Annotated in this window: 18 protein-coding genes, 4 pseudogenes and 1 other annotated feature; of the genes and pseudogenes, 12 read left to right on the top strand and 10 right to left on the bottom strand. The window is 58.9% G+C overall.

The window, feature by feature from the left end; genetic code table 11:
• Positions 1–6 precede the first annotated feature (6 nt).
• Positions 7–450 (top strand): annotated as a pseudogene (locus tag MST27_RS05735) (SOS response-associated peptidase); the annotation flags it as partial.
• 327 nt (positions 451–777) lie between these two features.
• Positions 778–1209, top strand: coding sequence for an antitoxin Xre-like helix-turn-helix domain-containing protein (locus MST27_RS05730; protein WP_243605032.1), 432 nt, complete (start codon positions 778–780; stop codon positions 1207–1209).
• Between the two features lie 269 nt (positions 1210–1478).
• Here the strand turns inward: MST27_RS05730 and MST27_RS05725 are convergent, their stop codons facing one another.
• Positions 1479–1721 carry an AbrB/MazE/SpoVT family DNA-binding domain-containing protein gene (locus MST27_RS05725; RefSeq protein ID WP_020309227.1) on the bottom strand — a complete coding sequence of 81 codons (243 nt, stop codon included), beginning with the start codon at positions 1719–1721 and terminating at the stop codon, positions 1479–1481.
• A 313-nt stretch (positions 1722–2034) separates the two neighbouring features.
• Positions 2035–2319 carry a helix-turn-helix domain-containing protein gene (locus MST27_RS05720; RefSeq protein ID WP_033956485.1) on the bottom strand — a complete coding sequence of 95 codons (285 nt, stop codon included), beginning with the start codon at positions 2317–2319 and terminating at the stop codon, positions 2035–2037.
• Positions 2320–2965: 646 nt separating this feature from the next.
• On the opposite strand from MST27_RS05720, the gene MST27_RS05715 reads away from it, so the two are divergent.
• A complete protein-coding gene (locus tag MST27_RS05715) occupies positions 2966–3580 on the top strand; it encodes a DUF6088 family protein (protein ID WP_020309305.1) in 615 nt (204 codons plus the stop codon).
• Positions 3581–3759: 179 nt separating this feature from the next.
• Here the strand turns inward: MST27_RS05715 and MST27_RS05710 are convergent.
• Positions 3760–4969, bottom strand: a pseudogene (locus MST27_RS05710) (IS3 family transposase).
• Positions 4588–4704: a sequence feature (AL1L pseudoknot), on the bottom strand. Its footprint overlaps the pseudogene before it by 117 nt.
• Before the next feature lie 175 nt (positions 4970–5144).
• On the opposite strand from MST27_RS05710, the gene MST27_RS05705 reads away from it, so the two are divergent.
• The 5 genes and pseudogenes from MST27_RS05705 to recX all read left to right on the top strand — a co-directional run bounded on the left by MST27_RS05705 (position 5145) and on the right by recX (position 10891).
• A complete protein-coding gene (locus MST27_RS05705; protein ID WP_042938859.1) occupies positions 5145–6656 on the top strand; it encodes a site-specific DNA-methyltransferase in 1512 nt (503 codons plus the stop codon).
• Positions 6657–6658: 2 nt separating this feature from the next.
• Complete coding sequence (locus MST27_RS05700; protein WP_020309267.1) at positions 6659–9301, top strand: DEAD/DEAH box helicase; 2643 nt, start codon at positions 6659–6661, stop codon at positions 9299–9301.
• Positions 9302–9312: 11 nt separating this feature from the next.
• Positions 9313–9440 (top strand): annotated as a pseudogene (locus MST27_RS05695) (IS30 family transposase); the annotation flags it as partial.
• A gap of 132 nt (positions 9441–9572) precedes the next feature.
• Positions 9573–10430 (top strand): annotated as a pseudogene (gene recA / locus MST27_RS05690) (recombinase RecA); the annotation flags it as partial.
• Between the two features lie 5 nt (positions 10431–10435).
• Entirely contained in the window at positions 10436–10891 is a 456-nt protein-coding gene (gene recX / locus MST27_RS05685; RefSeq protein ID WP_243605031.1) for a recombination regulator RecX, read from the top strand.
• 21 nt (positions 10892–10912) lie between these two features.
• Here the strand turns inward: recX and MST27_RS05680 are convergent, their stop codons facing one another.
• Complete coding sequence (locus MST27_RS05680; protein WP_243605030.1) at positions 10913–11998, bottom strand: LOG family protein; 1086 nt, start codon at positions 11996–11998, stop codon at positions 10913–10915.
• 101 nt (positions 11999–12099) lie between these two features.
• Positions 12100–13494: an MBL fold metallo-hydrolase RNA specificity domain-containing protein gene (locus tag MST27_RS05675; protein WP_243605029.1), complete on the bottom strand. Its 1395-nt coding sequence runs from the start codon at positions 13492–13494 to the stop codon at positions 12100–12102.
• A gap of 128 nt (positions 13495–13622) precedes the next feature.
• Between MST27_RS05675 and MST27_RS05670 the strand changes: the two genes are divergently transcribed.
• Positions 13623–16028 (top strand): phosphoketolase family protein, encoded by a 2406-nt coding sequence (locus MST27_RS05670; protein WP_243605028.1) that lies wholly within the window; start codon positions 13623–13625, stop codon positions 16026–16028.
• A 21-nt stretch (positions 16029–16049) separates the two neighbouring features.
• On the opposite strand, the gene MST27_RS05665 is transcribed toward MST27_RS05670, so the two are convergent.
• Complete coding sequence (locus tag MST27_RS05665; RefSeq protein ID WP_243605027.1) at positions 16050–16442, bottom strand: PA3611 family quorum-sensing-regulated virulence factor; 393 nt, start codon at positions 16440–16442, stop codon at positions 16050–16052.
• A gap of 120 nt (positions 16443–16562) precedes the next feature.
• Between MST27_RS05665 and MST27_RS05660 the strand changes: the two genes are divergently transcribed.
• Positions 16563–17303 carry a tRNA-uridine aminocarboxypropyltransferase gene (locus MST27_RS05660; RefSeq protein ID WP_243605026.1) on the top strand — a complete coding sequence of 247 codons (741 nt, stop codon included), beginning with the start codon at positions 16563–16565 and terminating at the stop codon, positions 17301–17303.
• On the opposite strand, the gene MST27_RS05655 is transcribed toward MST27_RS05660, so the two are convergent.
• Positions 17283–18203, bottom strand: coding sequence for a DMT family transporter (locus tag MST27_RS05655; protein WP_243605025.1), 921 nt, complete (start codon positions 18201–18203; stop codon positions 17283–17285). The genes MST27_RS05660 and MST27_RS05655 overlap by 21 nt on opposite strands.
• A 236-nt stretch (positions 18204–18439) precedes the next feature.
• On the opposite strand from MST27_RS05655, the gene erdR reads away from it, so the two are divergent.
• Complete coding sequence (gene erdR / locus MST27_RS05650; protein WP_243605024.1) at positions 18440–19090, top strand: response regulator transcription factor ErdR; 651 nt, start codon at positions 18440–18442, stop codon at positions 19088–19090.
• A gap of 23 nt (positions 19091–19113) precedes the next feature.
• On the opposite strand, the gene MST27_RS05645 is transcribed toward erdR, so the two are convergent.
• Positions 19114–20040: a LysR family transcriptional regulator gene (locus tag MST27_RS05645; RefSeq protein ID WP_243605023.1), complete on the bottom strand. Its 927-nt coding sequence runs from the start codon at positions 20038–20040 to the stop codon at positions 19114–19116.
• A gap of 112 nt (positions 20041–20152) precedes the next feature.
• On the opposite strand from MST27_RS05645, the gene fpr reads away from it, so the two are divergent.
• Positions 20153–20929, top strand: a complete 777-nt coding sequence (gene fpr, locus MST27_RS05640; RefSeq protein ID WP_243605022.1) for a ferredoxin-NADP reductase — start codon at positions 20153–20155, stop codon at positions 20927–20929.
• Between the two features lie 72 nt (positions 20930–21001).
• On the opposite strand, the gene MST27_RS05635 is transcribed toward fpr, so the two are convergent.
• Together MST27_RS05635 and MST27_RS05630 are read right to left on the bottom strand one after the other, a co-directional pair.
• Positions 21002–21493, bottom strand: coding sequence for a YchJ family protein (locus tag MST27_RS05635; RefSeq protein ID WP_243605021.1), 492 nt, complete (start codon positions 21491–21493; stop codon positions 21002–21004).
• 3 nt (positions 21494–21496) lie between these two features.
• Positions 21497–21994: a DUF6231 family protein gene (locus tag MST27_RS05630; RefSeq protein WP_275973073.1), complete on the bottom strand. Its 498-nt coding sequence runs from the start codon at positions 21992–21994 to the stop codon at positions 21497–21499.
• Positions 21995–22010 lie beyond the last annotated feature (16 nt).

The raw sequence follows: 22010 nt of genomic DNA, 5'->3' as shown, positions 1-22010 counted from the left end.
AGTGGCCATGGTCCTTTCTTTCGCGCGGCCTGGCCGCACAGGGCGCTCTGCCCCATTGATGGCTGGTATGAATGGGTGGATGAAGGCGGGCCGAGAAAGCAGCCCTACTTCATTCGCCGACGAGACCGGAAGCCCACGTTCTGCGCCAGCATCGGTCAGTTCTCGCTGATGAATCACGAACTCAGCGAGCACGAAGGTTTCGTGATCATCACCGCCGACAGCCACGGCGGCATGGTCGACATCCACGACCGCCGGCCGGTGGTGTTTCCTCCCGACCTTGCCCAGGAATGGCTGGACCCAACCACGCCCAAGGAGCGCGCCGAGGCGATGATCTTGCACCAGGGCGAGCCGTCCGAAATCTTCGAATGGTTCCCGGTCAGCAAGGATGTGGGAAACGTGCGAAATGACCGACCCGACTTGATCGTGCCGATCGGCCATCCTCTCGTCTAGGTGGTCAGCGCCGTCCGGCATCATGTGCTGCGCTTAATTGGAAAGCTGATCGGGAGGAGGATCATGCCATGAGTACAGACCCGAATGTCCGCACGCGCGATCCGAAGCCCCAATGTTCCAGCAAGCCGCCGGAGACAGTTCCCTCTCCGGACCTTAGGCGAATAGCTGAGCCTGATTGCTAGGTTGTGCAAGCAGACCATTATCATTTTCCAACCTGGGTGCTGACGAAATTTCTGGTAGTAGCGTTAACACAGCCGAACATCGGGTACCGTGGCAGCTCGTATGCAACCGACCCCCTTTGTTGCTGTAGATGCAGGAGCGGCCGCCATGCAAGAAACCTCCAAAGCTCTCGGACTCTCGAAGGATCAGGGCGGCGTAATTCTACGCACGGCACTGAGAATCCTGGAGAAATGGAAGGCCACTACCGAGCAGGCGAGCAGTGTTCTTCGTGTCTCGCGCAGCAGCATTTCCCGTGCTCAGCAGGGCAAAAGCGTTGAACTCGACCGTGATCAACTGGAGCGGGCCAGCATTGTATTGAACTGCCATGCCAGCCTGCGGCTGGTATTTGATAACCCTGAAAACGTCTACGGCTTTATGGGTCTTGAGAACCACAACGAATTCTTTAATGGCCGTAAACCGTTGGAAATCATGGCGCAGGGCGACCTCATGCCACTGTTCGAGGTTTACAAGCGGATCGACGCTTTTTGTGGGGGAGGTGAACTTGTCTACTCTTCCAGTCCTTGGGATGGTATGAAGTAGTCAGATATTTTCGGCCTCCGCCGCTTTGGAAGAGGGCGATCATTCAGTATCGACAGATCCCCCGCTCAATCCCGGCAATTTTCAAGATGGCGCCATCTGGTTACACCACATGGCGATCGGCAGTCTCATTGGAGCGCCTGAGCATCCTCTCCAAGCGAAACACGCGCGTGACAACCGTCGGCACCTTGCCCTGTTTCTAGCAGCGCAGTAGTTCTCAGCAATAGAGAGGCTAGAACACCCCTGAGGGGGCCAAAGCAAGTGGCATTGGTTTATTCATCCTTGGCCGAATCGCTTGCGACCTTGCCGAAGGACTCCCAGTGGCCAACCAGCTCATCAACGCGATCAGGAACACGTGGTGTCTTACTGATTACTAGGCAGCGGGTGCTGCCTATGTATTCCTCAAGAAGGTAGAGCGTATCCCCAACGTCGACGCCCATTTCCTGCAAAACGTCGTCAGGCAAGCGAATAGCGCCGTCGCCGTCCCAGTCTTCGATCACCACATGATGCTTCATCGCTACTCCAGGAGGCGATTGAATGAAGTGTCCGCAGGGGGAGGCAGCGGCGAGCCGTTGCCAACTAAGTCCCGCGGCGCAGGCCGGCAGCATAGCAAAAAGCTGTCTGTCAGAGAGTGGCAACGACGGTGTGCTGCAGCCGATGCTCTTTTGACCCACGTACCGGAATTTCATTGCCCCTGTTTCGAACGCCGAACTCGTTGTTGCATTTCATATTTCAGACTGCTGGGTTGGGTCAGCATAGTGTCGGCGCCCGGGTCAATAATGCGTCGGCGGCAACACCTCAAGGCCCCTTTCTCTGTCGTCCAGTAGCTCAACTGTGTGAATTTCCGACAATCTCTGCACGCACGCGCTCAAACAGTTGATCCAGCGTGAGCGTGTCATCCATTAGAAGGTAGCAACGTGCCAGGATCGTCAATGGGTGGACGTCCATTACAGAGGCAAGGTCATGCGTCTTTTCAAGGGTAGGTCCCTTTGCGCCGGCCTCCAACTGGCTCAAGTACGTTTGGCTGCTGACGCCCCCGAAGTCTTCTTGCTTGAGATGGCGAGCTTTTCTCGTGTCCCTTAGTGCGATGCCAAATGCGCGCTTCAGCTCCATCTCTTTTTCTTCCCCGCAAAAGGGATGATGAAGCCGCCTTGAACATCAGATAACCATTAACTATTGTTAATATTTTGGGGGAATTGCTATGTTCATGACGTACCGGCATGCAGAGCTGCTTCCAGGAGGTATTCTTGGTGATCCTCAAGTACAGCACTGGCAGTTTGTTGAGCAGGAGATCCACTATCCGTGGTTTTACGTGGAGCTAGTTCGGGACTACGGCGATGAAAAAATTGGTAGCATGCTCATGATTCCGACTGTCCCAGTGCTCCAGCGGGTGCTTGAGGAGCTAGACGATCGTTCATGGTTGGCCCAGGCATTTCTGGTATCGCCTGGTCACCTGAGGGGGGAGACGCATTGGCTGATGGAGCCCCTTACTGAGGTGAGCGTCGCTGAGGATGAAGAAGACAACCAACCGGGTTACGTCTACAGGGTAGGGGGTGGGGCCAGCTATAGCACTCACCCCGCAAGTGGTAGGGGCAATCTTCGAACAACGGAAGTTATCTTTTCCGCTGGACGCCACCTGCGAACCTAACCATTCAAGCTTTCGGGTGTGGGGCTGCGGGCTTTGCTGGCTGAGAAGGATCTTCTCAGCCCGGTACAAACTAGGGCCTTTTCTGCGGTGCGCGGATGGTAGGGAGCCGCAATGTCCAACACTGATTGTGCCCTGTCGGTATCCACCCGTATTGCGCAACGGGTCAAGCGCTTACCCAAAGGGCAGCCCTTCTGCATCAGCCGCTTTGCGGAACTTGGAACGCGTGGCGCCATAGCCAAGGCAGTAGCTCGGCTGGTCAGCCGAGGCGAGCTTGAGCGTGTTACTCGGGGCGTCTACATGCGGCCGAAGCAGAGTAAGTACATCGGCAGGGTTCGCTCCAGCCCGCTGGCTGTTATGGAAGTCATCACCAAGGCAAACGGAGAGACGATACAGATGCACGGCGCAGAGGCTGTTCGGAGGCTGGGCCTCAGCACGCAAATGCAGGTGCTACCGACTTTCTACACCAGTGGTTCTACTCGCGAAATTAAGGTTGGCAATGCGGTGATTCGTCTCAGGCATGTCTCCAGTGATCGCTTGCAGCATGCCAGTACGAAGGTAGGGATGGTGCTCACCGCTCTCTACTACATTGGAAAAGAGGGGCTGTCCAAGCAGGTGATTTCCAAGATCACCAGTGCGCTGAGCAGCGAAGAATTGATCAAGCTCCGGGCCTGCAAAATGCCGAAATGGATGCGCTCTGCATTGACCCTTGCCGCTAAGGATGCTTAGTGTCCGACTTCTAATCCGACCCAACCGCAACAGAATAAGGTGAGCTTCTAAATATGAAAAAACACGGTGCTCACTGCCTCCGGCACGTGCAAATGGCCTCATTGCACACCCGTTTGCAAGCGACCTGTATAGTTGCAGGCTGAACCGCCCCGGGTATCGCGGAGGCTATTGTGTTTGAGTCAGGCTGCCACTGGAATGGCTGCCTGACTCTGTTCGTATAGTGCCTCAAACTCGGCTGGCGGCCTATTTCCGATCGGCTCCAGCAGCCGCTGATGGTTGAACCAGGTCACCCACTTCAGCGTTTCCCACTCCAGGCTTTCTACGCTTTTCCATGGCCCTCGCTTGTGGATCAGCTCGGTCTTGTAAAGGCCATTGATGGTCTCTGCCAGCGCGTTGTCGTAGCTGTCACCGGTGTTGCCAACTGATGGCTCGATGCCGGCCTCACCCAGCCGTTCGCTGTAGCGAATCGACAGATATTGCGAGCCCCTGTCGCTGTGATGAACCAGTCGATGAGGCTTAGGACGCCGGGCGTGAAGCGCCTGTTCGAGCGCATCCAGAACAAACTCCGTGCGCATGTGCCGACTGACGCGCCAGCCGACGATGAACCGCGAATAAACATCGACGATGAACGCGACGTAGGCAAATCCCTGCCAGGTTGAAACAAACGTGAAATCGGCGACCCAGAGCTGGTTGGGATGTTCGGCGGTGAACTGACGCTTCACCAGATCTCTGGGACTGGCATTGCCTGGATCGGCTTGCGTGGTCTTCACCGTCTTGCCTCGTGCCGCACCGCATAGCCCCATCTCACGCATCAATCGCTCCACTGTGCAGCGCGCCACGCCCTGGCGTTCGCGATGCATCTGCCGCCAGACCTTCCTGGCCCCATAGACCTCGTAGTTTTCCTGCCAGACACGGCGGATCTGCACGGCAAGCATCTCGTCACGGATCGCTCGAACTGAGCGTCGTGAGTGATCGCGTAAACGTGCGGCATGGCGTCGGTAAGCCGATGGAGACACTTGCAGCACGCGGCACAGTGGCTCGACCCCGAAGGCTTTGCGGTGCTCGTCGATGAGCGACCAGATTACTTCAAACGGCGGTCGAGTTCCGCCTGGGCGAAAAAAGCGCTGGCGACCTTGAGGATCTCGTTGGCCCGCTTGAGCTCGCGAATCTCGCGTTCCAGCTCTTTGATGCGAGGATCTGCCGAGGGGGTGGGGCTTGAGGGGGAAGAGGCCTTGCGAATCCAGTTGCTCAAGGTCTGAGCAGTGCAACCAATCTTGCTGGACACCGCCTCGATGGCCGCCCACTGGGAGTCGTGTGACTCCCGGACTTCGTAGACCATTCGCACCGCACGCTCGCGGACTCAGGGGAAAACTTCGGTGGCTTTGGCATAGTGGCTCCAGTTTCTCAAAAGGTGGAGCCTCCGCGATACCCGGGGCGGTTCAGGCGCCTTTAACACTTAGGTGGACTACCCGCATAGGTAGGCTCGTCGAGGGCCGTGGCGATGGATAGCCCACCTCCAAAGCAGGTAAAGTACGGGATTGATTTGCCGTCCTTGGAACCCTGAATGCCACTACTGTCTTGGTGCAACCGTGATGCCGACCTGACGCGGGCTGCCCTAGCGCCGTACCGTCTGCTGGAGCCGGTTGCTGAAATGTCCTATGGAGAGCCGGACTCTCCGAACATGCTGATCGAAGGCGACAACCTCGACGCGCTGAAGGCGTTGCTTCCTTACTACGCCGGTCAGGTGAAATGCATCTTCATCGATCCGCCGTACAACACGAAGTCGGCGTTTGAACGGTATGACGACAACCTAGAGCATTCGAAATGGCTGTCCATGATTTACCCCCGGCTGGAGCTTTTGCGTGAGCTGATGAGTCAGGAGGGTTCGATCTGGATAACCATTGATGATAACGAGGCCCACTACCTTAAGGTCATCTGCGACGAGATTTTTGGGCGTAAGAATTTCATCGCTGAAATCATATGGCAGAAACGCACGTCCCGTGAAAACCGCGCTGCGGTTGGGTCGTCCCACGATACGATGCTCGTATACGCCAAAATGGAAGCTTCGAAGTGGAAGAAGTATAGAAACCTGCTTCCTCCGAACGATAAAGGCTATGGTAATCCCGACAAAGATCCGCGTGGTCCGTGGCGATCTATTCCGTTTTCAGCGCAAGGTTTTAGACCAAACCAGATGTACCCAATTGTTAGTGATTCTGGCGAAACCCATTTGCCTCCCAAAGGGCGGTGCTGGGGTGCACTGGAGTCGGAATTCAATCGGTATCGTGCGGAAAACCGTGTTTACTTTCCCAAGAATGGGAAGGGTAAGCCTCGCCTCAAACGGTTTCCATGGGAAGACGAAGGGCTTGTACCTATGACGTTGTGGCATGCCATAGACGCTGGTACCACCGAAGAGGCGAAGAAGGAAATTTTGGCGCTGTTTCAGGATGTGGAGGCGTTCGACACTCCGAAGCCTGAGCGCTTGCTGAGGCAGGTTCTGGAGGTGGCAAGCAAGCCTGGAGATCTCGTACTGGACAGCTTTTTAGGCTCTGGCACTACCGCTGCCGTTGCACACAAAATGAAGCGTAATTGGATAGGCATTGAGATGTCCGATAATGCTCGTCTTTTCTGTTCCCCTCGGCTGCGGCAAGTTGTAAACGGTGAGCAAGGTGGCATCTCTGAAGTCATTGGCTGGAATGGTGGTGGTGGCTATCGATATTACAAATTGGGAGTTCCGGTTTTCGATGATACTGGTCATATCCGAGAAGGGATTTCTTTCGAGCAATTGGCAGCTCACGTTTGGTTCGCCGAAACCGGCACAGCTCGCTCGTCATCCGCTGAGAAATCCCCTTTTCTCGGGAAGCATCATGGCACCTCTTATTACCTCCTCTTCAACGGCATACTTGGCGATTTGACCGCGACTGGCGGCAATGTACTCACCAAGCGGATCCTCAAAGCTTTAACTAAAACCGAAGGACCGACGGTGATATATGGTGAAGCTTGCGCAATCTCTTCTGAGCTTCTTCTGGAATCGAAAATCACCTTTCGGCAAACCCCATACGACATCAAGGCTCGCTGATCATGGCGCTCACGCTCAAGCTTTACCAAAACCGTGCATTGACCAGTCTTGAAAAATTCCTTGATGCAGCGCGGCTCGAAGGACCGTCGAAGGCGTTTGAGGACAACGTCGATGTTGGGTTAGTCAGTGATTATAAATTGATGCCCGGATTGCCGGATATCCCATACGTCTGCCTCCGCATCCCAACGGGTGGAGGTAAGACGGTAATGGGTGCCCATATCATCCAAATCTGCGGATCCTCTTACCTTGAGCGTCAGCACCCGGTGGTTCTCTGGATGGTGCCAACCACGCAGATTAAGACTCAGACAATCGAAGCATTTCGCGATCATCGGCACCCCTACCGCCAAGAGCTGGATGATGCTTTTGGCGGCCAGGTAGCAATTTTTGATGTGGCTGAATTCACCCGCATACGTCCAGCCGATTTAGTGACCAAAGTTTGCGTTGTTATTTCTACCGTGGCAGCTCTAAGGGTGGACAAAGAAGAAGGACGTAAGGTTTACGAGCACCATGAAGATCTTGAGGGTCATTTCACTGGTTCTGCGGCGGAACTCCAACATCTCGACAAGGGCAAGGATGGAAAGGCGGTAGCCTCATTCGCAAATCTTCTCAAGCTGTATGGTCCGTTGGTCATCATGGACGAAGCGCATAATGCGACTACGCCACTCTCCTACACGGTGTATGAGCGTCTTGGTCCAAAAGCTGTGGTGGAGCTGACTGCAACCCCTGATGTGTCCAGTTCGAACGTATTGGTAAGCGTGTCCGCATTCGAGTTGAAAGCGGAAAATATGATCAAATTTCCCGTAATCCTCAAAGAGCATAACGGTGAATGGCAGGTTGCTGTCAGCAGTGCTGTAGCGAGACGTAAAAGCCTCGCCAAGACAGCGCTTGATGAGCCTGAATATATTCGTCCCATACTGCTCATCCAAGCTGAGAACGCCAAGAGTGAAGCCACTGTTGAAGAGGTCAAACGGCACCTTGTCGACACCGATGGTGTGGACGAAAAAGCGATTGCTATCGCTACTGGTACGCAACGTGAAATAGATGGAATCGACCTGTTTGCTAATGACTGTCCCATCGAAGTCATCATTACCAAGCAGGCGCTGAAAGAAGGTTGGGATTGCTCGTTTGCATACGTCTTCTGCTCGGTTGCTCAGGTGAAATCAGACAAAGATATTCAGCAGCTTCTAGGACGTGTTCTGCGCATGCCATATGCGGTTCCGCGCCGCCAGGACGCGATGAGCAAAGCCTACGCCCACGTCACCACAGATACATTTGGACGTGCTGCAGGTGAGCTGACCCAATCGCTCATTAATATTGGTTTCAACCCCATGGAAGCTGCTGCTGCCATCCGCAAGGAGAAGCCTCCGGAGCTGGCATTGCAAGGCGGTCAAGTAGGTACGCCCGAGCTTCCAGTATCGAGGGTTGTCTTAGCAAAGGCTCCTGATTTCTCGAAGATCCCAGAACGTGATCACGAACGGGTTCTGTTTGTACTCGATGCTGAAGGGCCTGGTGGAGTAGTCGAGCTGAAAGACGAACTGGACTTTCTTACGGTTGAAGCCATCGTATCGACGGTTATAGGTAAGGAGAAAAAAGCGGCAGTTGCTGCTGAGGTTGAAAGGCATCAGCAAGCTACGGTAGCAGCCAAAGCTCCCAGTGAAAGGGGAGTTCTGTTTCAGGTTCCTCGCTTGTATTCAGTCGAGCAAGGCGAGCTTGAGCTGGTTGACCGTGGCGCGGTTTCAGCGTCGTTTAACTGGGATTTGCTGTCATCCCCACCGGACCTTACATCCTTCCACTTTGACGAATCGAGCATGACCTTCGAGGTATATCTCGACGATAAAATGGTTCAGTTCCAGAATGTGAAAGACGATGTGGGCACGTACCTTCCCGGCTTCGCGCAGGACCGTACCGCATCAGACTTGATTGGGTGGTTGGATCAGGAGATTCGCGAGCCATCAATCAAGCAGCCGGTTCTACGTGAATGGTTACGTCGGGCGGTTACAGGGTTGATTGAGGAACGGGGCTTCTCGCTTTCGCAGCTTCTGAAAGGTCAGTTCATTCTTAGAAGAAAGCTTGGCGAGCAATTGTTGCTGGCGAAGAAAAACGCCTATGACAAAGGATTTCAGCAGGCGCTGTTCCATGATGACTTGGAGCTGGTTACGTCATCTGAACCAGATCATGCGTTTACTTATCCAGCAGACATGGCTCTGTACCCGGCTACCTCGTACTACGCAGGATCATTCAAGTTTAAGAAGCACTACTACCCATTTCCGGGCATGCTCCCTTGGAAAACAGCGAAGGGTGACGACGCAGAGGAATATCTCTGTGCGCAGGCGATCGAGCTGCTGGATGAGGTCGAATTTTGGGTGAGAAACCTTGTTCATATTACCCAGTTTTGGATGCCGACGGCGAGTCAACGTACCTATCCCGATTTCGTGGCTCGTCTCAAAGATGGACGCCTGTTTGTCATTGAGTACAAGGGCGGCGACCGCGTAAGCAACGACGACAGTAAAGAGAAACGCTTAATCGGTGAGTTATGGGCTAAGAAATCAGGCGGGAAGGGTGTGTACCTGATGGCTCAGAAAAAGGACGAGCAGGGTCGTGGGTTGCGTGAGCAGCTACTTAATGCCATTAACAAAGCTCCCTGACGGCACCGTATGCCATTGCCTACGAACTTAACATCCGGCCACGCAAACGCTTCAACTGGAAATTCCCGATTGAAGTGATGATAGAGGCGATAGAAATAGCGATGGCGATGCAATAGATACACCTGCCTCAATTCAATAACCGTGTTGCACTCAGCTCCTGCAACCGCCCATTCTTTACAGTTTAGGGGCTTGGCGTGAGGAGGGGAGATGATGGAGGATGTGTGGACAGCTACCTGAACCAGTTTTGGCGGTTTCTAGCATGACTTGCTTTATCTACGGTCCCGAGTCGTCCGGTAAGACCACCATGACCCTCTCGGTAATCGCCGAAGCCCAGAAAGCTGGTGCCACCTGCGCCTTCGTCGACGCCGAACACGCATTGGACCCGGACTATGCTGGCAAGCTGGGCGTGAACGTCGACGACCTGCTCGTTTCCCAGCCCGACACTGGCGAACAGGCCCTTGAAATCACCGACATGCTGGTGCGCTCCAATGCGGTCGACGTCATCATCGTCGACTCCGTGGCCGCGCTGGTGCCCAAGGCCGAGATCGAAGGCGAGATGGGCGATGCGCATGTGGGCCTCCAGGCGCGCCTGATGTCGCAGGCGCTGCGCAAGATCACCGGCAACATCAAGAATGCCAACTGTCTTGTGATCTTCATCAACCAGATCCGCATGAAGATTGGCGTGATGTTTGGCAGCCCGGAAACCACCACGGGTGGTAACGCCCTGAAATTCTACGCCTCTGTCCGTCTCGACATCCGCCGTACCGGTGCGGTGAAAGAGGGTGACGAGGTGGTCGGTAGCGAAACCCGGGTCAAGGTGGTGAAGAACAAGGTCGCTCCGCCGTTCCGCCAGGCCGAATTCCAGATCCTCTATGGCAAGGGCATCTACCGCAATGGCGAGGTCATCGACCTCGGCGTGCAACAGGGCCTGGTCGAGAAGTCGGGTGCCTGGTACGCCTACAAGGGCAACAAGATCGGCCAGGGCAAGGCCAATGCCGCCAAATTCCTCGAGGAAAATCCGGAGATCGGTCGGGAGATCGAACAGCAGATTCGCGACAAGCTACTGGTGGTGTCTCCCAATACCAAGGCCAATCCGGTCGCTGAGGATCTGGTCGAAGCCGACTTCTGATCGCCATGCCCGTCGTGCTTGATAGTCCCGCCGCCGTGCGGCGGGCTGCGATGGATCTGCTGGCACGTCGCGAGCATGGGCGTGTCGAGCTGAGCCGCAAGCTGCGCGCTCGCGGTGCCCCCGACGAGCTTGTGGAGTCCGCACTGGACAGGCTCGCCGAAGAGGGGCTTCTCAGCGAGTCGCGTTATCTGGAGAGCTTCGTTCGGATGCGGGCCAATGCCGGTTACGGGCCCCTGCGCATCCGCGAGGAGTTGGGGCAGCGAGGGTTGGATCGACATGACATCGAACGCGCCCTGCAAGAGAGCGGTTTCGACTGGAACGAGCAGCTACGTGCTGTCTGGCAGCGCAAGTTTGGCGGCCTGTTGCCGGCCGATCAGAAGGAGCGCGCCAGGCAAGGGCGCTTCCTTAGTTATCGCGGTTATGCACTGGATGCGATCGGCCGACTGTTGCGCCATGGCTGAATCTTCTTATCAATGGAAGGCTCAAGGTCCGTCGGACCTGGCCCAGTTGTCCGGGTCGTTGAGGTAATCGGTCAACTCGCGCAGTCGGCCGTGATCCCGACCGTTGAAGGCGAACGCCAGGCGTGGCAGCGTCTGTAGCTCCGGTTCGTCTTGCTCCGTTTCGCAGCAGGCCTGCTGCTCGAACCGGCCTTTCAGGCAAAGGTCGGCAAAATCCTCATTCAACTGTTCCATCGCCGCTTCGCTCAGCAGGTGATTCATCCGCATCACGAAACGGTCCTGTAGCCAGCGGCTCGAATGGAAGTTGCCGTAGAAACGGTTGATCTCCTGTGCGGCCGCCTCGGCGCTGTCCACCAGGCGCATCAGCCGCATGTCGGTGGGGAGGATATAGCGATTGCCTTCGAGCTGATGACGCATGAAGTGCAAGGCATCCTTCCAGTAGGTCCCGCCGGGCTCGTCGAGCAGCACGATGGGCACCAGTGGGCTCTTGCCCGTCTGGACCAGTGTCAGGACCTCGAGCGCTTCATCCAGCGTGCCGAAGCCGCCCGGGAAAAGCACCAGGGCATCGGCCTCCTTGATGAAGAACAGCTTGCGTACGAAGAAAAAATGGAATGACAGCAGGTGATCGGTGCCGTCAACGGTCGCGTTGGCGTGCTGTTCGAACGGCAGCGTGATATTCAGACCCAGGCTGTTGTCGGTGCCGGCGCCCTCATGCGCAGCGGCCATGATGCCGCCGCCTGCGCCGGTGATCACCATGAGGTCATAGCTGGCCAGCATCGAGCCGAGGCTCTTCGCCAAGGCATACAGCGGATGCTCGACGGGTGTTCGTGCAGAGCCGAACACGGTGACCTTGCGGCGTCGTTTGAGCGGCTCGAGGCGGCTGAAGGCATGCTCCATCTCGCGCATCGTCTGCAACATGATCTTCGCGTCCCAGCGGCTGCGATCAGCCTGCGCCATGCGCATCACCGTCACCAGCATTTCTCGGTAGAGCTCGAGGCTCGGGCTGGCGGGTGGCGTCACCAGCGAAACCAGCTCGTCGAGCTTCCTGGACAGGTCCGCACCGCTCGTCTTGAAGTGTCGCGACAGGTAGTCGTCCGGGTCGAAAGGCATACGGGGCGTCTCCCTAATCGGTCTGTTGGCGCGCTGGGGGCCGGCCAGGCAGGCGGCACGCGAGGCCTGAGCGCCTGGCTGGGACGGCGCCAATATCGGCATCAGAGCGCAATGCGATCACCGGGTTCCGGAATATTGGCCTGCAGGCCCAGGCGATCGGCCAGCGTCCGCTGCAGGATCAGCATTTTTTCCAGTTCGCCATGAACCAGATAAAGCTCCGGTTTGGGCTGGAAATTGCCGACCCATTCGATCAGTTGTGTTTGTCCGGCATGCGCTGAGAAGCCTCCCAGCGTATGAATCCTGGCGTTGACTGCGATTCGCTGATGCAAAAGCTTGACGGTTTTCGCACCATCGACGATCGCTCGGCCCAGCGTACCCCGCGCCTGGAATCCTGGAATGATCACATGGCACTCCTCGCGCCACAGGTTGTGCTTGAAGTGGTGCAGGATGCGCCCGCCCGTGCACATGCCACTGCCGGCGATGATGACCGCGCCGCTCTTGAAGCGGTTGATGGTCATTGACTCTTCCGGCGTCGGCGTCGTCTTGAGAATGGGCAGCCATTTTTCGAGCCGCAGGCTGCGGTCATCGGCGTGGCCGCCGAGTTCCAGTTGCTCGCGAAACCTGCCGTAGATCGCGTTGGCGCTGATGGCCATCGGACTGTCGAGAAAAACCGCCTGTTGAGGCACCCGGCCTTGCTGGTAGAGCTGGCCGAGGTAATAGATCAGGTCCTGTGTGCGGCCAACGGCGAAGGACGGCATCAGGACATTGCCCCCGTCCCGGTGCGCTTGCTGCAGGACTTCGGCCAGCTCCTCGACCGTCGCCTCATGGTCCCGATGATCCCGATCACCATAGGTCGACTCCATCAGCACGACGTCCGCTTCATGCAAGGGCGTAGGCGAGTGCATCAGGGGTGAGGTGTGGTTGCCGAGGTCGCCGGAAAACACCAGGCGGCGCGGGCGTCCGTAGTCCACGACATCGACCTGGACGATCGCCGAGCCCAGGATGTGACCGGCATCGAACAGAGTCACGCTGATACCGGGTGCAGCCTCGAAGGTCTCGCCATACGCGTGTGGTTGGCGTTGCTGCAGCATCCGTTCACTGTCGACACGCGTGTAGAGCGGCTTGATCGGCGGCTTGTTCAGGCGTGCCCGCCAGCGGTTCTCCCACTCGGCATCCTTTTCCTGGATGCTCGCCGAGTCCAGGAGCATCAGCTCGAGCAGTTGCGCGGTTGCCGTCGTCGCGTGAATCGGGCCCCTGTAGCCAGCTGCGACCAGCTTGGGCAGCAGGCCGCTATGGTCGATGTGCGCATGGGATACGACAACGGCGTCGAGTGTCTTCGGATCGAAGGCAAAGGCCGCCCGATTGCCTTGCTCCTCTTCACGGCGACCCTGGTGCATGCCGCAATCGAGCAGCACGCGTGCGCCGCCGTGAGTTTCGATCAGATAGCACGAGCCGGTAACCTGCCGGATGGCGCCGAGAAAGCTGAGCAAAGCCATATACGCTCCTGTCTGTAGGGTGTGCGCAGAATGCCTGCCGGCCTGTCGTGGCGTCTTGATGCATGTCAGAGAGCCGCATTTGGCCGCTGACTAGACTATCGCAACCATCTACCAACGGAGCGAGCCCAATGACCCAGCTACTGCCCAGTCTTGTCGAACTCGATCGCCATGCCGAAAGCCAGCCGGACTTCGCGCTCTGGCGTCGGGGCTACGGGCCGTTCGAGCACAGGCTGGACACGCAGGCCGCCGTCTACCGGCTGGCTCATCAGATCGTCCAGGCCGGTCTGCAGCCGTCGTTGGGCGATGTATATCGCTTGCTTCATGCGATCGACCATCTTGCCTCGGCTGGTCTGTGGCTGGTGGTGCACATGACCTATGCGCGGCGCATCAGGCTCGATGGGGCGCCGCTGGCCGCCGAGGATTTCAAGCCCGCACCAGAGGGTCATACCGGAGGATCGCTTAACATGGTCCCGGCCTATGCGGGATACCTCGGTATCAATGCCCTGACCGGTACGACCCGCGGCTGGTTGATGGGGCAGGGGCATTGCGTGGCGGCGATCGAGGCGCTGAACCTGCTGAGCGACAACCTGCATCCTGAGCAGGAAGAGGCCTACGGCGGTGGCGAGGCCGGGATCAATCGCCTGCTGCAGGACTTCTATGGTTACGCGCTGGCGGCTGACGGAGTGCCTGCGGCTCCGTTGGGCAGTCACGTGAATGCGCATACCGGCGGCGGCATTGCCGAAGGGGGCTATCTGGGTTTTGCCGAGCTGCAATACGCGCATCTGCCGCTGCCTGGCGAGACGCTGGTGGCCTTCCTGTCCGACGGCGCTGCCGAAGAGCAACGGGGAAGCGACTGGATGCCTCGCTGGTGGCGCGCCGAGGATTGCGGCCTGGCCCTGCCGATCATGATCGCCAACGGCCGGCGTATCGAGCAACGCACGCAGCTGGGCACGCATGAAGGGCTGGAAGGGTTTCGCCAGCATTTGAGTCGATGCGGCTTCGACCCGATCTCCTTCGACGGTCGTGACCCGGCCGCCTTCGTCTGCATGCTGTGGGAAATGGAGCAGCGCCTGCAGCGGCGTGTCGAGGAAAGGGGGCGTGGCATCCTGACCTATCCCTTGCCGATTCCCTACGGTATCGCCGAAACCGAAAAGGGCTTCGGATTCTACGGTGCCGGTAGCAATGCCGCGCACAACCTGCCTTTGCCGGGTAATCCGCATCACGATGAGACGTCCCGCGCCCTGTTCAATGAACACGCCGCACCGCTATTCGTACCGCCAGATAAGTTGCAGGCTGCCCGTGAGCTACTGCGCCGTCATCGTCAGAGGCGGCCACTCGAGCGCGACAATCCGATGGCGCGACGATACCCGGACGAGCCGACGATGCCGCAACTGGACTACCGCGATGGGGCCTGTTCGCCGATGGCCGCGGTGGACGATTTCTTTGTCGAGCTGACGCGCCTGAACCCAGGCCTGCGCGCGCGGGTCGGCAATCCGGACGAGCTGGCGAGCAATCGGTTGAGTGGCGTTCTGCAGGCGCTCAAGCATCGCGTGGTTGAGCCGGAAAACGAGCGCGAGGCGGTGGACGGACGGGTAATTACCGCGCTCAACGAGGAGGCGGTGGTGTCGGCGTGCCTGGCCAACCAGGGTGGACTGAACCTGGTGGCCAGCTACGAGGCGTTCTGTGTGAAGATGCTCGGCGCCGTGCGGCAGGGTCTCCTGTTCGCTCGTCAGCAGAAGGAAGTCGGGCGTCCGGCGGGCTGGCTCGGCTGGCCGATCATCGCGACGTCCCATACCTGGGAAAACGGCAAGAACCAGCAATCGCATCAGGACACGACCTTTTGCGAAGCGTTGCTGGGCGAGATGAACGACATGGTCCGCGTGCTCTTTCCTGCCGACTACAACAGTGCGCTGGCGCTGTTGCCCACGATCTACCGGGCACGCGGGACTCTGGCGTGCATGGTCATGCCCAAGCGTGACCGGCCGGCGCTGTTCGATCAGGCGCAGGCCGAACGTCTGGCAAAGGATGGCGCGATTCTCATTGAAGAGACCAAGGGGTTCCAGCCGTTGCTGTTGATTGCCAATGGCAGTTACCAGCTGGCCGAAATGCAACGGGCGGCCGCGCGCTTGCGTGAAGCGGACGTCGCCTATCGTCTGGTTTATCTTCAGGAACCTGGGCGCTTCAGAGCGCCGCGGGACCGCTGGGAAATCGATGCGCTGGCCGCGGATGGCGTCGCGGAACGGCTGTTCCCGGAGCGGATGCCGTTGCGGGTGTTGCTCACCCACATGCGACCTGAAGTGGTACGCGGGCACCTTTGGCCCATCTTGCCGGATGCACAGCGCAATTCGGTGCTGGGGTACCGCAATCGTGGCGGCACGCTGGACGAGGCGGGGATGCAGTTCGCCAACAGGGCCAGTTGGGCCAACGTGCTCGCGGCCTGCGCCCGCTTGCTCGACGTGCCGCGCACCGCACTGCTCAAGCCTGACGAAGCGGCGGCGGTCGCCGGCAAGGGCGATCCGCGCCTGTTGCGGTGAAGCGGGGCTGCGCGCGGCTGCTTAGCAGTCGCTGGCGCGGTAGCGTTCGGTGGTGATGGGCTTCTTGCTCTGGTACTCACTGAACTCGAAGCGCAACACCGCGCCTCGATTCATCAGCTCTCGCAAGCCGTTGTTGTTGCATACGCTGGCAGCCAGCTGCGTACGGACGTCCTTCGGGTTGTCGCGCATCTGGGCGGCATGACGGGGCTGCACGCTCAGGTGGTTGACCAATTCGTTGCCATCGACGCTGTACCCCTCGTCCAGCAAGTCGGAGTTGATGGCGCGCGGTGTGCCGACGCTGCTTTCACGGGCGACCTGCTCGAGCAATTGGCTGAGCGCGGAGTCTTGCGCGGACGCGGTCGAGGCGAAGGGAAAGGCAAGGCAGAGGGCGAATAGCGTAGTCAGACGGTGCATGAGTTTCTCCTGATGACTGCCGTCGTTCGACCGGCCCCTGTCGGCGCGGTTCAGTGAAAGCTGCCGGCCGCCACAGCGAGGCTGTTAGAATGCGCGCCCGCTCCGACACCTATTCCCGTCATGTCCCATGCCGTAGCGCGTCTACGTAACGCCCGCCAGGCCAGAGCCGCCAAACCCTTCGTTGCCCGTGGCTCGCGTACCACTCGCTGCGAGCGGTGCCGCGTTGCGCAGAGCCATTGCCTCTGCGACCTGCGCCCATCGGTCGACGCGCGCAGTGGCATGTGCCTGATTATGCACGACATCGAGCCGCTGAAGCCGAGCAACACCGGCTGGTTGATCGCCGACGTGGTCGGCGACACGCATGCGTTCGGCTGGCAGCGCACCGAGGTCGACCCGACCCTGACGGCTTTGCTCGCCGATCCAGGTTACCAGCCGTTCCTGGTCTTTCCCGGCGAATACGCCGAAGCTGGCCGGGTGGTCGAAGAGGTGAGCCCTGCGCCGGGCAAGCGCCCGCTGTTCGTGCTGCTCGATGCCACCTGGACGGAAGCGCGAAAGATGTTCCGCAAGAGCCCTTATCTCGATGGCCTGCCCGTGCTCAGCCTCCAGGCCGAGGTCGTCTCTCGCTATCGCCTGCGCCGTTCCAAGCGCAGTGAGCACCTGTGCACGGCCGAGGTGGCCGCCCTGTGCCTGGGGCTGGCGGGCGATGCGTCCGCTGCGGAGGCGCTCGACGCCTGGCTCGATGTCTTCACTGATCATTACCTGGGCGCCAAGCACCACCGCCTGCCGAACCTGGACGATGCCGCGCATCGCACGCTGGCGCGGATCGCCCAGGGGCGTGAATCAGGTGCTGACGCCGGGTGAAACGTCGCTCAACGCCTGAGGCTTAGGTCGGCGCGGCCAGAGCTGGGCCGCGAGCATGCCGGCGAACATCAAGGCGCAACCGAAGTAGCCGCGCAGAGACAGGCTTTCATCGAGGAATACCGCCCCGGCTACCGCGGCGAACACAGCTTCCAGCGAGAGGATGATCGCAGCGTGCGAGGCAATGGCGTGCTTTTGCGCCACCACCTGCAAGGTATATCCGACGCCGACCGCGAACATGCCACCGTAGATCAGTGCCGGTGCGGCCAGGCGAATCTGCGCAAGGCTCGCTTCCTCGAAGAAGGCCGCGAGGATCAGGCTGACCACCGCACAGGTGACGAACTGCAGGAAGGCGAGGCGGATCGCATCGTGTCGGCCAACGAAGAAACTGACCAGCAAGACATGGATACCCCAGACGAAGGCGCCGGCGAGCTGGATCCAGTCGCCCGATGCGACCGTGAAGTCTTCGCCGATACTCAGGAATGCCATACCCACGACCGCCAGTACCGCGCCCACCCAGGTCCCGAACCCGGTTTTCTGCCCAATCAACAATCCGAGCAGCGGCACCACGATCACGTACAACCCGGTGATGAAGCCCGAGTTGGTCACGCTGGTGAACAACAGGCCCACCTGCTGCAGGTTGATGCCGATGGTCAGCGCTAGCCCCATGAAGAACCCGCCCAATAACAGGCCACGCTGGAAGAACGGCTCGTGTCGGGCCGCGCCACGACCCTGGCGCAGCACCAGAGGCAACAGCACGATCGCGCCCAGGGCGAAGCGCAGTCCGGTAAAGAGGAAGGGGCCTATGTTGTCCATGCCGACACGCTGCGCGACAAAGGCGCTGCCCCAGATCATGGCAGTGATCAGCATCAGGAAATCGGCACGCAGGGCTTGGTTACGCATGGTGTGGCTCGTCGGGAAAAGGCCGCAAACTTTGCATCAAAGCGGGCTACTTGACCACCAATTCGCGGGTCGTCATGCTTGCGCCGCCAAAATAAGTGCAGCTCGGCAATCGAATTTCGAGTGCTGGCGAGATATCATCACGCCGGTTCGTGACTACGACAGGTCGGTGACCACCGACGCCCTTCGGAATCGGCCCAGGCCGGTGAAAGCGCCAATATAAAAACCATAGGTCTGCCATGGCTGCTTACGAAATCCTCATTGCCGATGATCATCCCCTTTTTCGCAGTGCGCTCCAGCAGGCGTTGACGCTTGGCCTGGGCGAGGGTGTGCGCCTGTCCGAAGCGGCGAGCATCGCCGAACTGGAAGCCTTGCTGAACCGTTCGGCGGACTGGGATCTGGTGCTTCTGGACTTGAACATGCCGGGCGCCTACGGCTTTTCTGGGTTGGTTCTGCTGCGTGGGCAATATCCGCAGATTCCCGTCGTGATGATATCGGCGCAGGAAGATGCGGCCGTTGTGGCGCGGTCGCGTGAGTTCGGCGCCAGCGGGTTCATCCCTAAATCAAGTTCGCTGGAAACCATTCAGCAAGCCGTGCGCGCGGTACTCGACGGGGATGTCTGGTGGCCGAGCAATATCGAGGATGTCGGGCATGTGAGTGCCGAAGCCAAGGCTGCCAGCGAGGGCCTGGCTAGCCTGACACCCCAGCAGTTCCGAGTGTTGACGATGGTCTGTGATGGCCTGCTGAACAAGCAGATCGCCTATGAACTGAGCGTTTCCGAGGCCACCATCAAGGCGCATGTAACGGCGATTTTCCGCAAACTGGGCGTACGCACCCGCACTCAGGCAGCGCTGCTGCTGCAACAGATGGGCTCGATCCCCGGCAACTGACCGCGCGAACCGGGTCGTTTGCGTCAGGCGATCGGCGGCAGCACGATCTCATCGCTGCGTCTGACCCCGGCTGTAAACGCCTGGCATTGGTCGATGAATTCACGCATGGCCGCGCTCTGGTATTTCAACGAATGCCAGATGAAGTAGAACTGTCGCGTCAGGTCCAGCTCCGGCGTTTCCAACGCTACCAGGCTGCCGCGGCGGAAGGCATCGCGCAGGGCGAGCCTGGAAATGCAGCCGATACCCAGCCCCGATTCGACTGCACGCTTGATGGCTTCGGTGTGTTCGAGCTCAAGGCGGATGTTCAGCTTCGATGGGTGATGACGTGTGGCCTGGTCGAATGTCAGTCGCGTACCAGAGCCTTGCTCCCGCAGAATCCACGCCTCTTGGGACAGTCGTTCCAGGCTGACTTGGTCCGCACCGGCCAACGGATGCTGTGGTGCGCAAAAAACGACCAGTTCGTCCTCGACCCAAGGCATGATCTCGATGTCCGGATGCTGGCAATCGCCTTCGATTAGCCCCAGATCAATTTCGTGCTGCGCGACTTGCTGGACAATGTGCGCCGTGTTTTGGACATGCAGCTTCACTCGGCATTCAGGGTGACGTTGCATGAAGCTGCCGATCAGCAGCGTGGCGAGGTAGTTACCCACCGTCAGGGTTGCGCCAACGGTCAGTGAGCCGAAACCGGTCTTGCCGGCGAGCAAGTCTTCGATCGCCTTGGCCTGGTCAAGCAGACTGACCGCTTGCGGGAGCAGCTGGTGCCCCAGTGCGTTGAGCCACAGCCGCTTGCCGGCGCGGTCGAACAACTGGCATCCAGATTGACGCTCGAGTTCGGCAAGTGACGTGCTGGTTGCGGACTGCGAGAGCGCCAGGCTCTGTGCCGCTCGGGAAACGCTTTCCTGACGGGCGATGGCGACGAAGACCTCAAGCTGACGCAACGTAAAATGCATATCTATATAACCGATAACCTATATCGTTAATATTCGTTTAACAGATAATAGCCGGCTGGATACACTTCGTGAAAATTTGCAGCGCGGCTGAGCGCTAGAGGGGAATCCGTACATGAGCAACCTGAACGTCGAACGTGTCCTGAGTGTGCATCACTGGAACGACACGCTGTTCAGTTTCAAGACCACCCGTAATCCCGGGTTGCGCTTCGAGAATGGGCAATTCGTGATGATCGGCCTGGAGGTCGAGGGCCGGCCATTGATGCGGGCGTACAGTATTGCCAGCCCCAACTATGAAGAGCACCTGGAGTTCTTCAGCATCAAGGTGCCGGATGGCCCCTTGACCTCGCGTCTGCAGCACCTCAAGGAAGGTGACTCGCTGATGGTCAGCCGCAAGCCGACCGGCACCTTGGTACTGAGCGACCTGCTGCCCGGCAAGCATCTTTATCTATTGAGCACCGGCACTGGCCTGGCGCCGTTCATCAGTGTCATCCAGGACCCGGAAACCTACGAGCGCTTCGAGAAGGTCATTCTGGTCCACGGCGTGCGCTACGTGAACGAGGTGGCCTACCGCGAGTTCATCACCGAGCACCTGCCGCAGAACGAGTTCTTCGGCGAGGCGCTGAAGGAAAAGCTGATCTACTACCCGACGGTCACACGCGAGCCGTTCGAGAATCAGGGGCGGCTGACTGACCTGATGCGTAACGGCAAGCTGTTCCAGGACATCGGCTTGCCGCCGATCAACCCCGATGATGATCGCGCGATGATCTGCGGTAGCCCCAGCATGCTGGCCGAAACCAGCCAAGTGCTCGACAGCTTCGGCCTGAAGGCATCCCCCCGTATGGGTGATCCTGGCCACTACCTCATCGAGCGTGCCTTCGTCGAGAAGTAAGACGCGACCGCTTCGAAAGGCCGGCCAGCCTCCGCTTGCCGGCCTTTTTTCTGTCCTGTGTCTGCTGACGTGTCAGAGATACGGTGCGCAGCACTTCTTGAACTTCTGACCGCTGCCGCAAGGGCAGGGGTCGTTGCGGCCTGCCCGTAGCGCAACCGTGGGATCGATGAAATACCAACGTCCGTCGCGTTGCACAAAAGCCGACCGTTCGTGTTGCGCGTGCTCGCCGGCGCGGTCGTGCCAGCGGGCGGTGAAGCTGACCCGAGCATGCTCCGGCTGGCCACCCAGCACCTGGCTGTCTTCGACCTCCAGGCCCAGCCAAGTGCTGGCGGCGCTCCAGTCGCGCATGGACTGCAGGTCGAGTCCTGACTGTTGCGCAGGCAATGTGGTGGCTTTCAGGTAGTCCATCAGTCCCAGTACGTAAGCGCTGTAGCGCGAGCGCATCAGGCGCTCCGCACTGGGTGCGGGTACGCCGGCGTGGTAACGCCCGCAGCACTCGCCGAGCAGGTCACCGCTGCCGCAGGGGCAATTGGTGTCGTGGCCAAGCGGATCGGTTGAATTCATCGATTACCACCAATATTTGCCGAACATCTGCGGATTGGCCCAAAACTTCGCATTCAACCAACTTGGAACCTGCTTGTAATCAAGCAGGTCGTAGGTGAAGAGGGTCAAGGTCTGTTCGTCGCGTTCGAAGCGTGCGCCGACCTGCAGCGCCAGTGCGTAGAAATCCGTTGCCTGCCAATCGCAAGCATTCAGATCAACCAGAACCGCAATGCGGCTGGCATTGAGGTTGCGGATCCCGCCGAGCAGTTGCAGGCCGTCTCGCTTGGGCAGATGCTCGAGGCAGTCCGCCACGATCGCCATGTCGTAGCGCTGGTGGGCTATCGAGGCGGGCAGGGGCGTATCGGTTGCACGATCGATCTGGGCGTCCGGGCGGCTTTCACGGTAGGCCTCGATGGCGGGCAGGTCGCTCTGACCAACATGCATCAGGCGAGCGGGTGCATGCCGCTCCAGCAGAGCGGCCAGCGCGTGTTGCGGACTGTGCGGTGGGCTGGGTGCGATCAAGCCATGATCCTCTGGG

Origin of the sequence: Stutzerimonas marianensis (genome assembly GCF_022810315.1) — a bacterium.
Classification (GTDB): Bacteria; Pseudomonadota; Gammaproteobacteria; order Pseudomonadales; family Pseudomonadaceae; genus Stutzerimonas; species Stutzerimonas marianensis.
The sequence above is the reverse complement of the archived record's forward strand: the minus strand, read 5'-3'. Positions and strand labels throughout refer to the sequence as shown.

Coding starts and splice junctions, on each gene's coding strand:
- MST27_RS05720 (WP_033956485.1), bottom strand. CDS start 2,319: ATGGAGCTGAAGCGCGCATTTGGCATCGCACTAAGGGACACGAGAAAA.
- MST27_RS05680 (WP_243605030.1), bottom strand. CDS start 11,998: ATGCCTTTCGACCCGGACGACTACCTGTCGCGACACTTCAAGACGAGC.
- MST27_RS05645 (WP_243605023.1), bottom strand. CDS start 20,040: ATGCATTTTACGTTGCGTCAGCTTGAGGTCTTCGTCGCCATCGCCCGT.
- MST27_RS05730 (WP_243605032.1), top strand. CDS start 778: ATGCAAGAAACCTCCAAAGCTCTCGGACTCTCGAAGGATCAGGGCGGC.
- MST27_RS05675 (WP_243605029.1), bottom strand. CDS start 13,494: ATGGCTTTGCTCAGCTTTCTCGGCGCCATCCGGCAGGTTACCGGCTCG.
- MST27_RS05635 (WP_243605021.1), bottom strand. CDS start 21,493: ATGAATTCAACCGATCCGCTTGGCCACGACACCAATTGCCCCTGCGGC.
- MST27_RS05655 (WP_243605025.1), bottom strand. CDS start 18,203: ATGCGTAACCAAGCCCTGCGTGCCGATTTCCTGATGCTGATCACTGCC.
- MST27_RS05660 (WP_243605026.1), top strand. CDS start 16,563: ATGTCCCATGCCGTAGCGCGTCTACGTAACGCCCGCCAGGCCAGAGCC.
- MST27_RS05725 (WP_020309227.1), bottom strand. CDS start 1,721: ATGAAGCATCATGTGGTGATCGAAGACTGGGACGGCGACGGCGCTATT.
- fpr (WP_243605022.1), top strand. CDS start 20,153: ATGAGCAACCTGAACGTCGAACGTGTCCTGAGTGTGCATCACTGGAAC.
- MST27_RS05700 (WP_020309267.1), top strand. CDS start 6,659: ATGGCGCTCACGCTCAAGCTTTACCAAAACCGTGCATTGACCAGTCTT.
- recX (WP_243605031.1), top strand. CDS start 10,436: ATGCCCGTCGTGCTTGATAGTCCCGCCGCCGTGCGGCGGGCTGCGATG.
- MST27_RS05705 (WP_042938859.1), top strand. CDS start 5,145: ATGCCACTACTGTCTTGGTGCAACCGTGATGCCGACCTGACGCGGGCT.
- erdR (WP_243605024.1), top strand. CDS start 18,440: ATGGCTGCTTACGAAATCCTCATTGCCGATGATCATCCCCTTTTTCGC.
- MST27_RS05715 (WP_020309305.1), top strand. CDS start 2,966: ATGTCCAACACTGATTGTGCCCTGTCGGTATCCACCCGTATTGCGCAA.
- MST27_RS05665 (WP_243605027.1), bottom strand. CDS start 16,442: ATGCACCGTCTGACTACGCTATTCGCCCTCTGCCTTGCCTTTCCCTTC.
- MST27_RS05670 (WP_243605028.1), top strand. CDS start 13,623: ATGACCCAGCTACTGCCCAGTCTTGTCGAACTCGATCGCCATGCCGAA.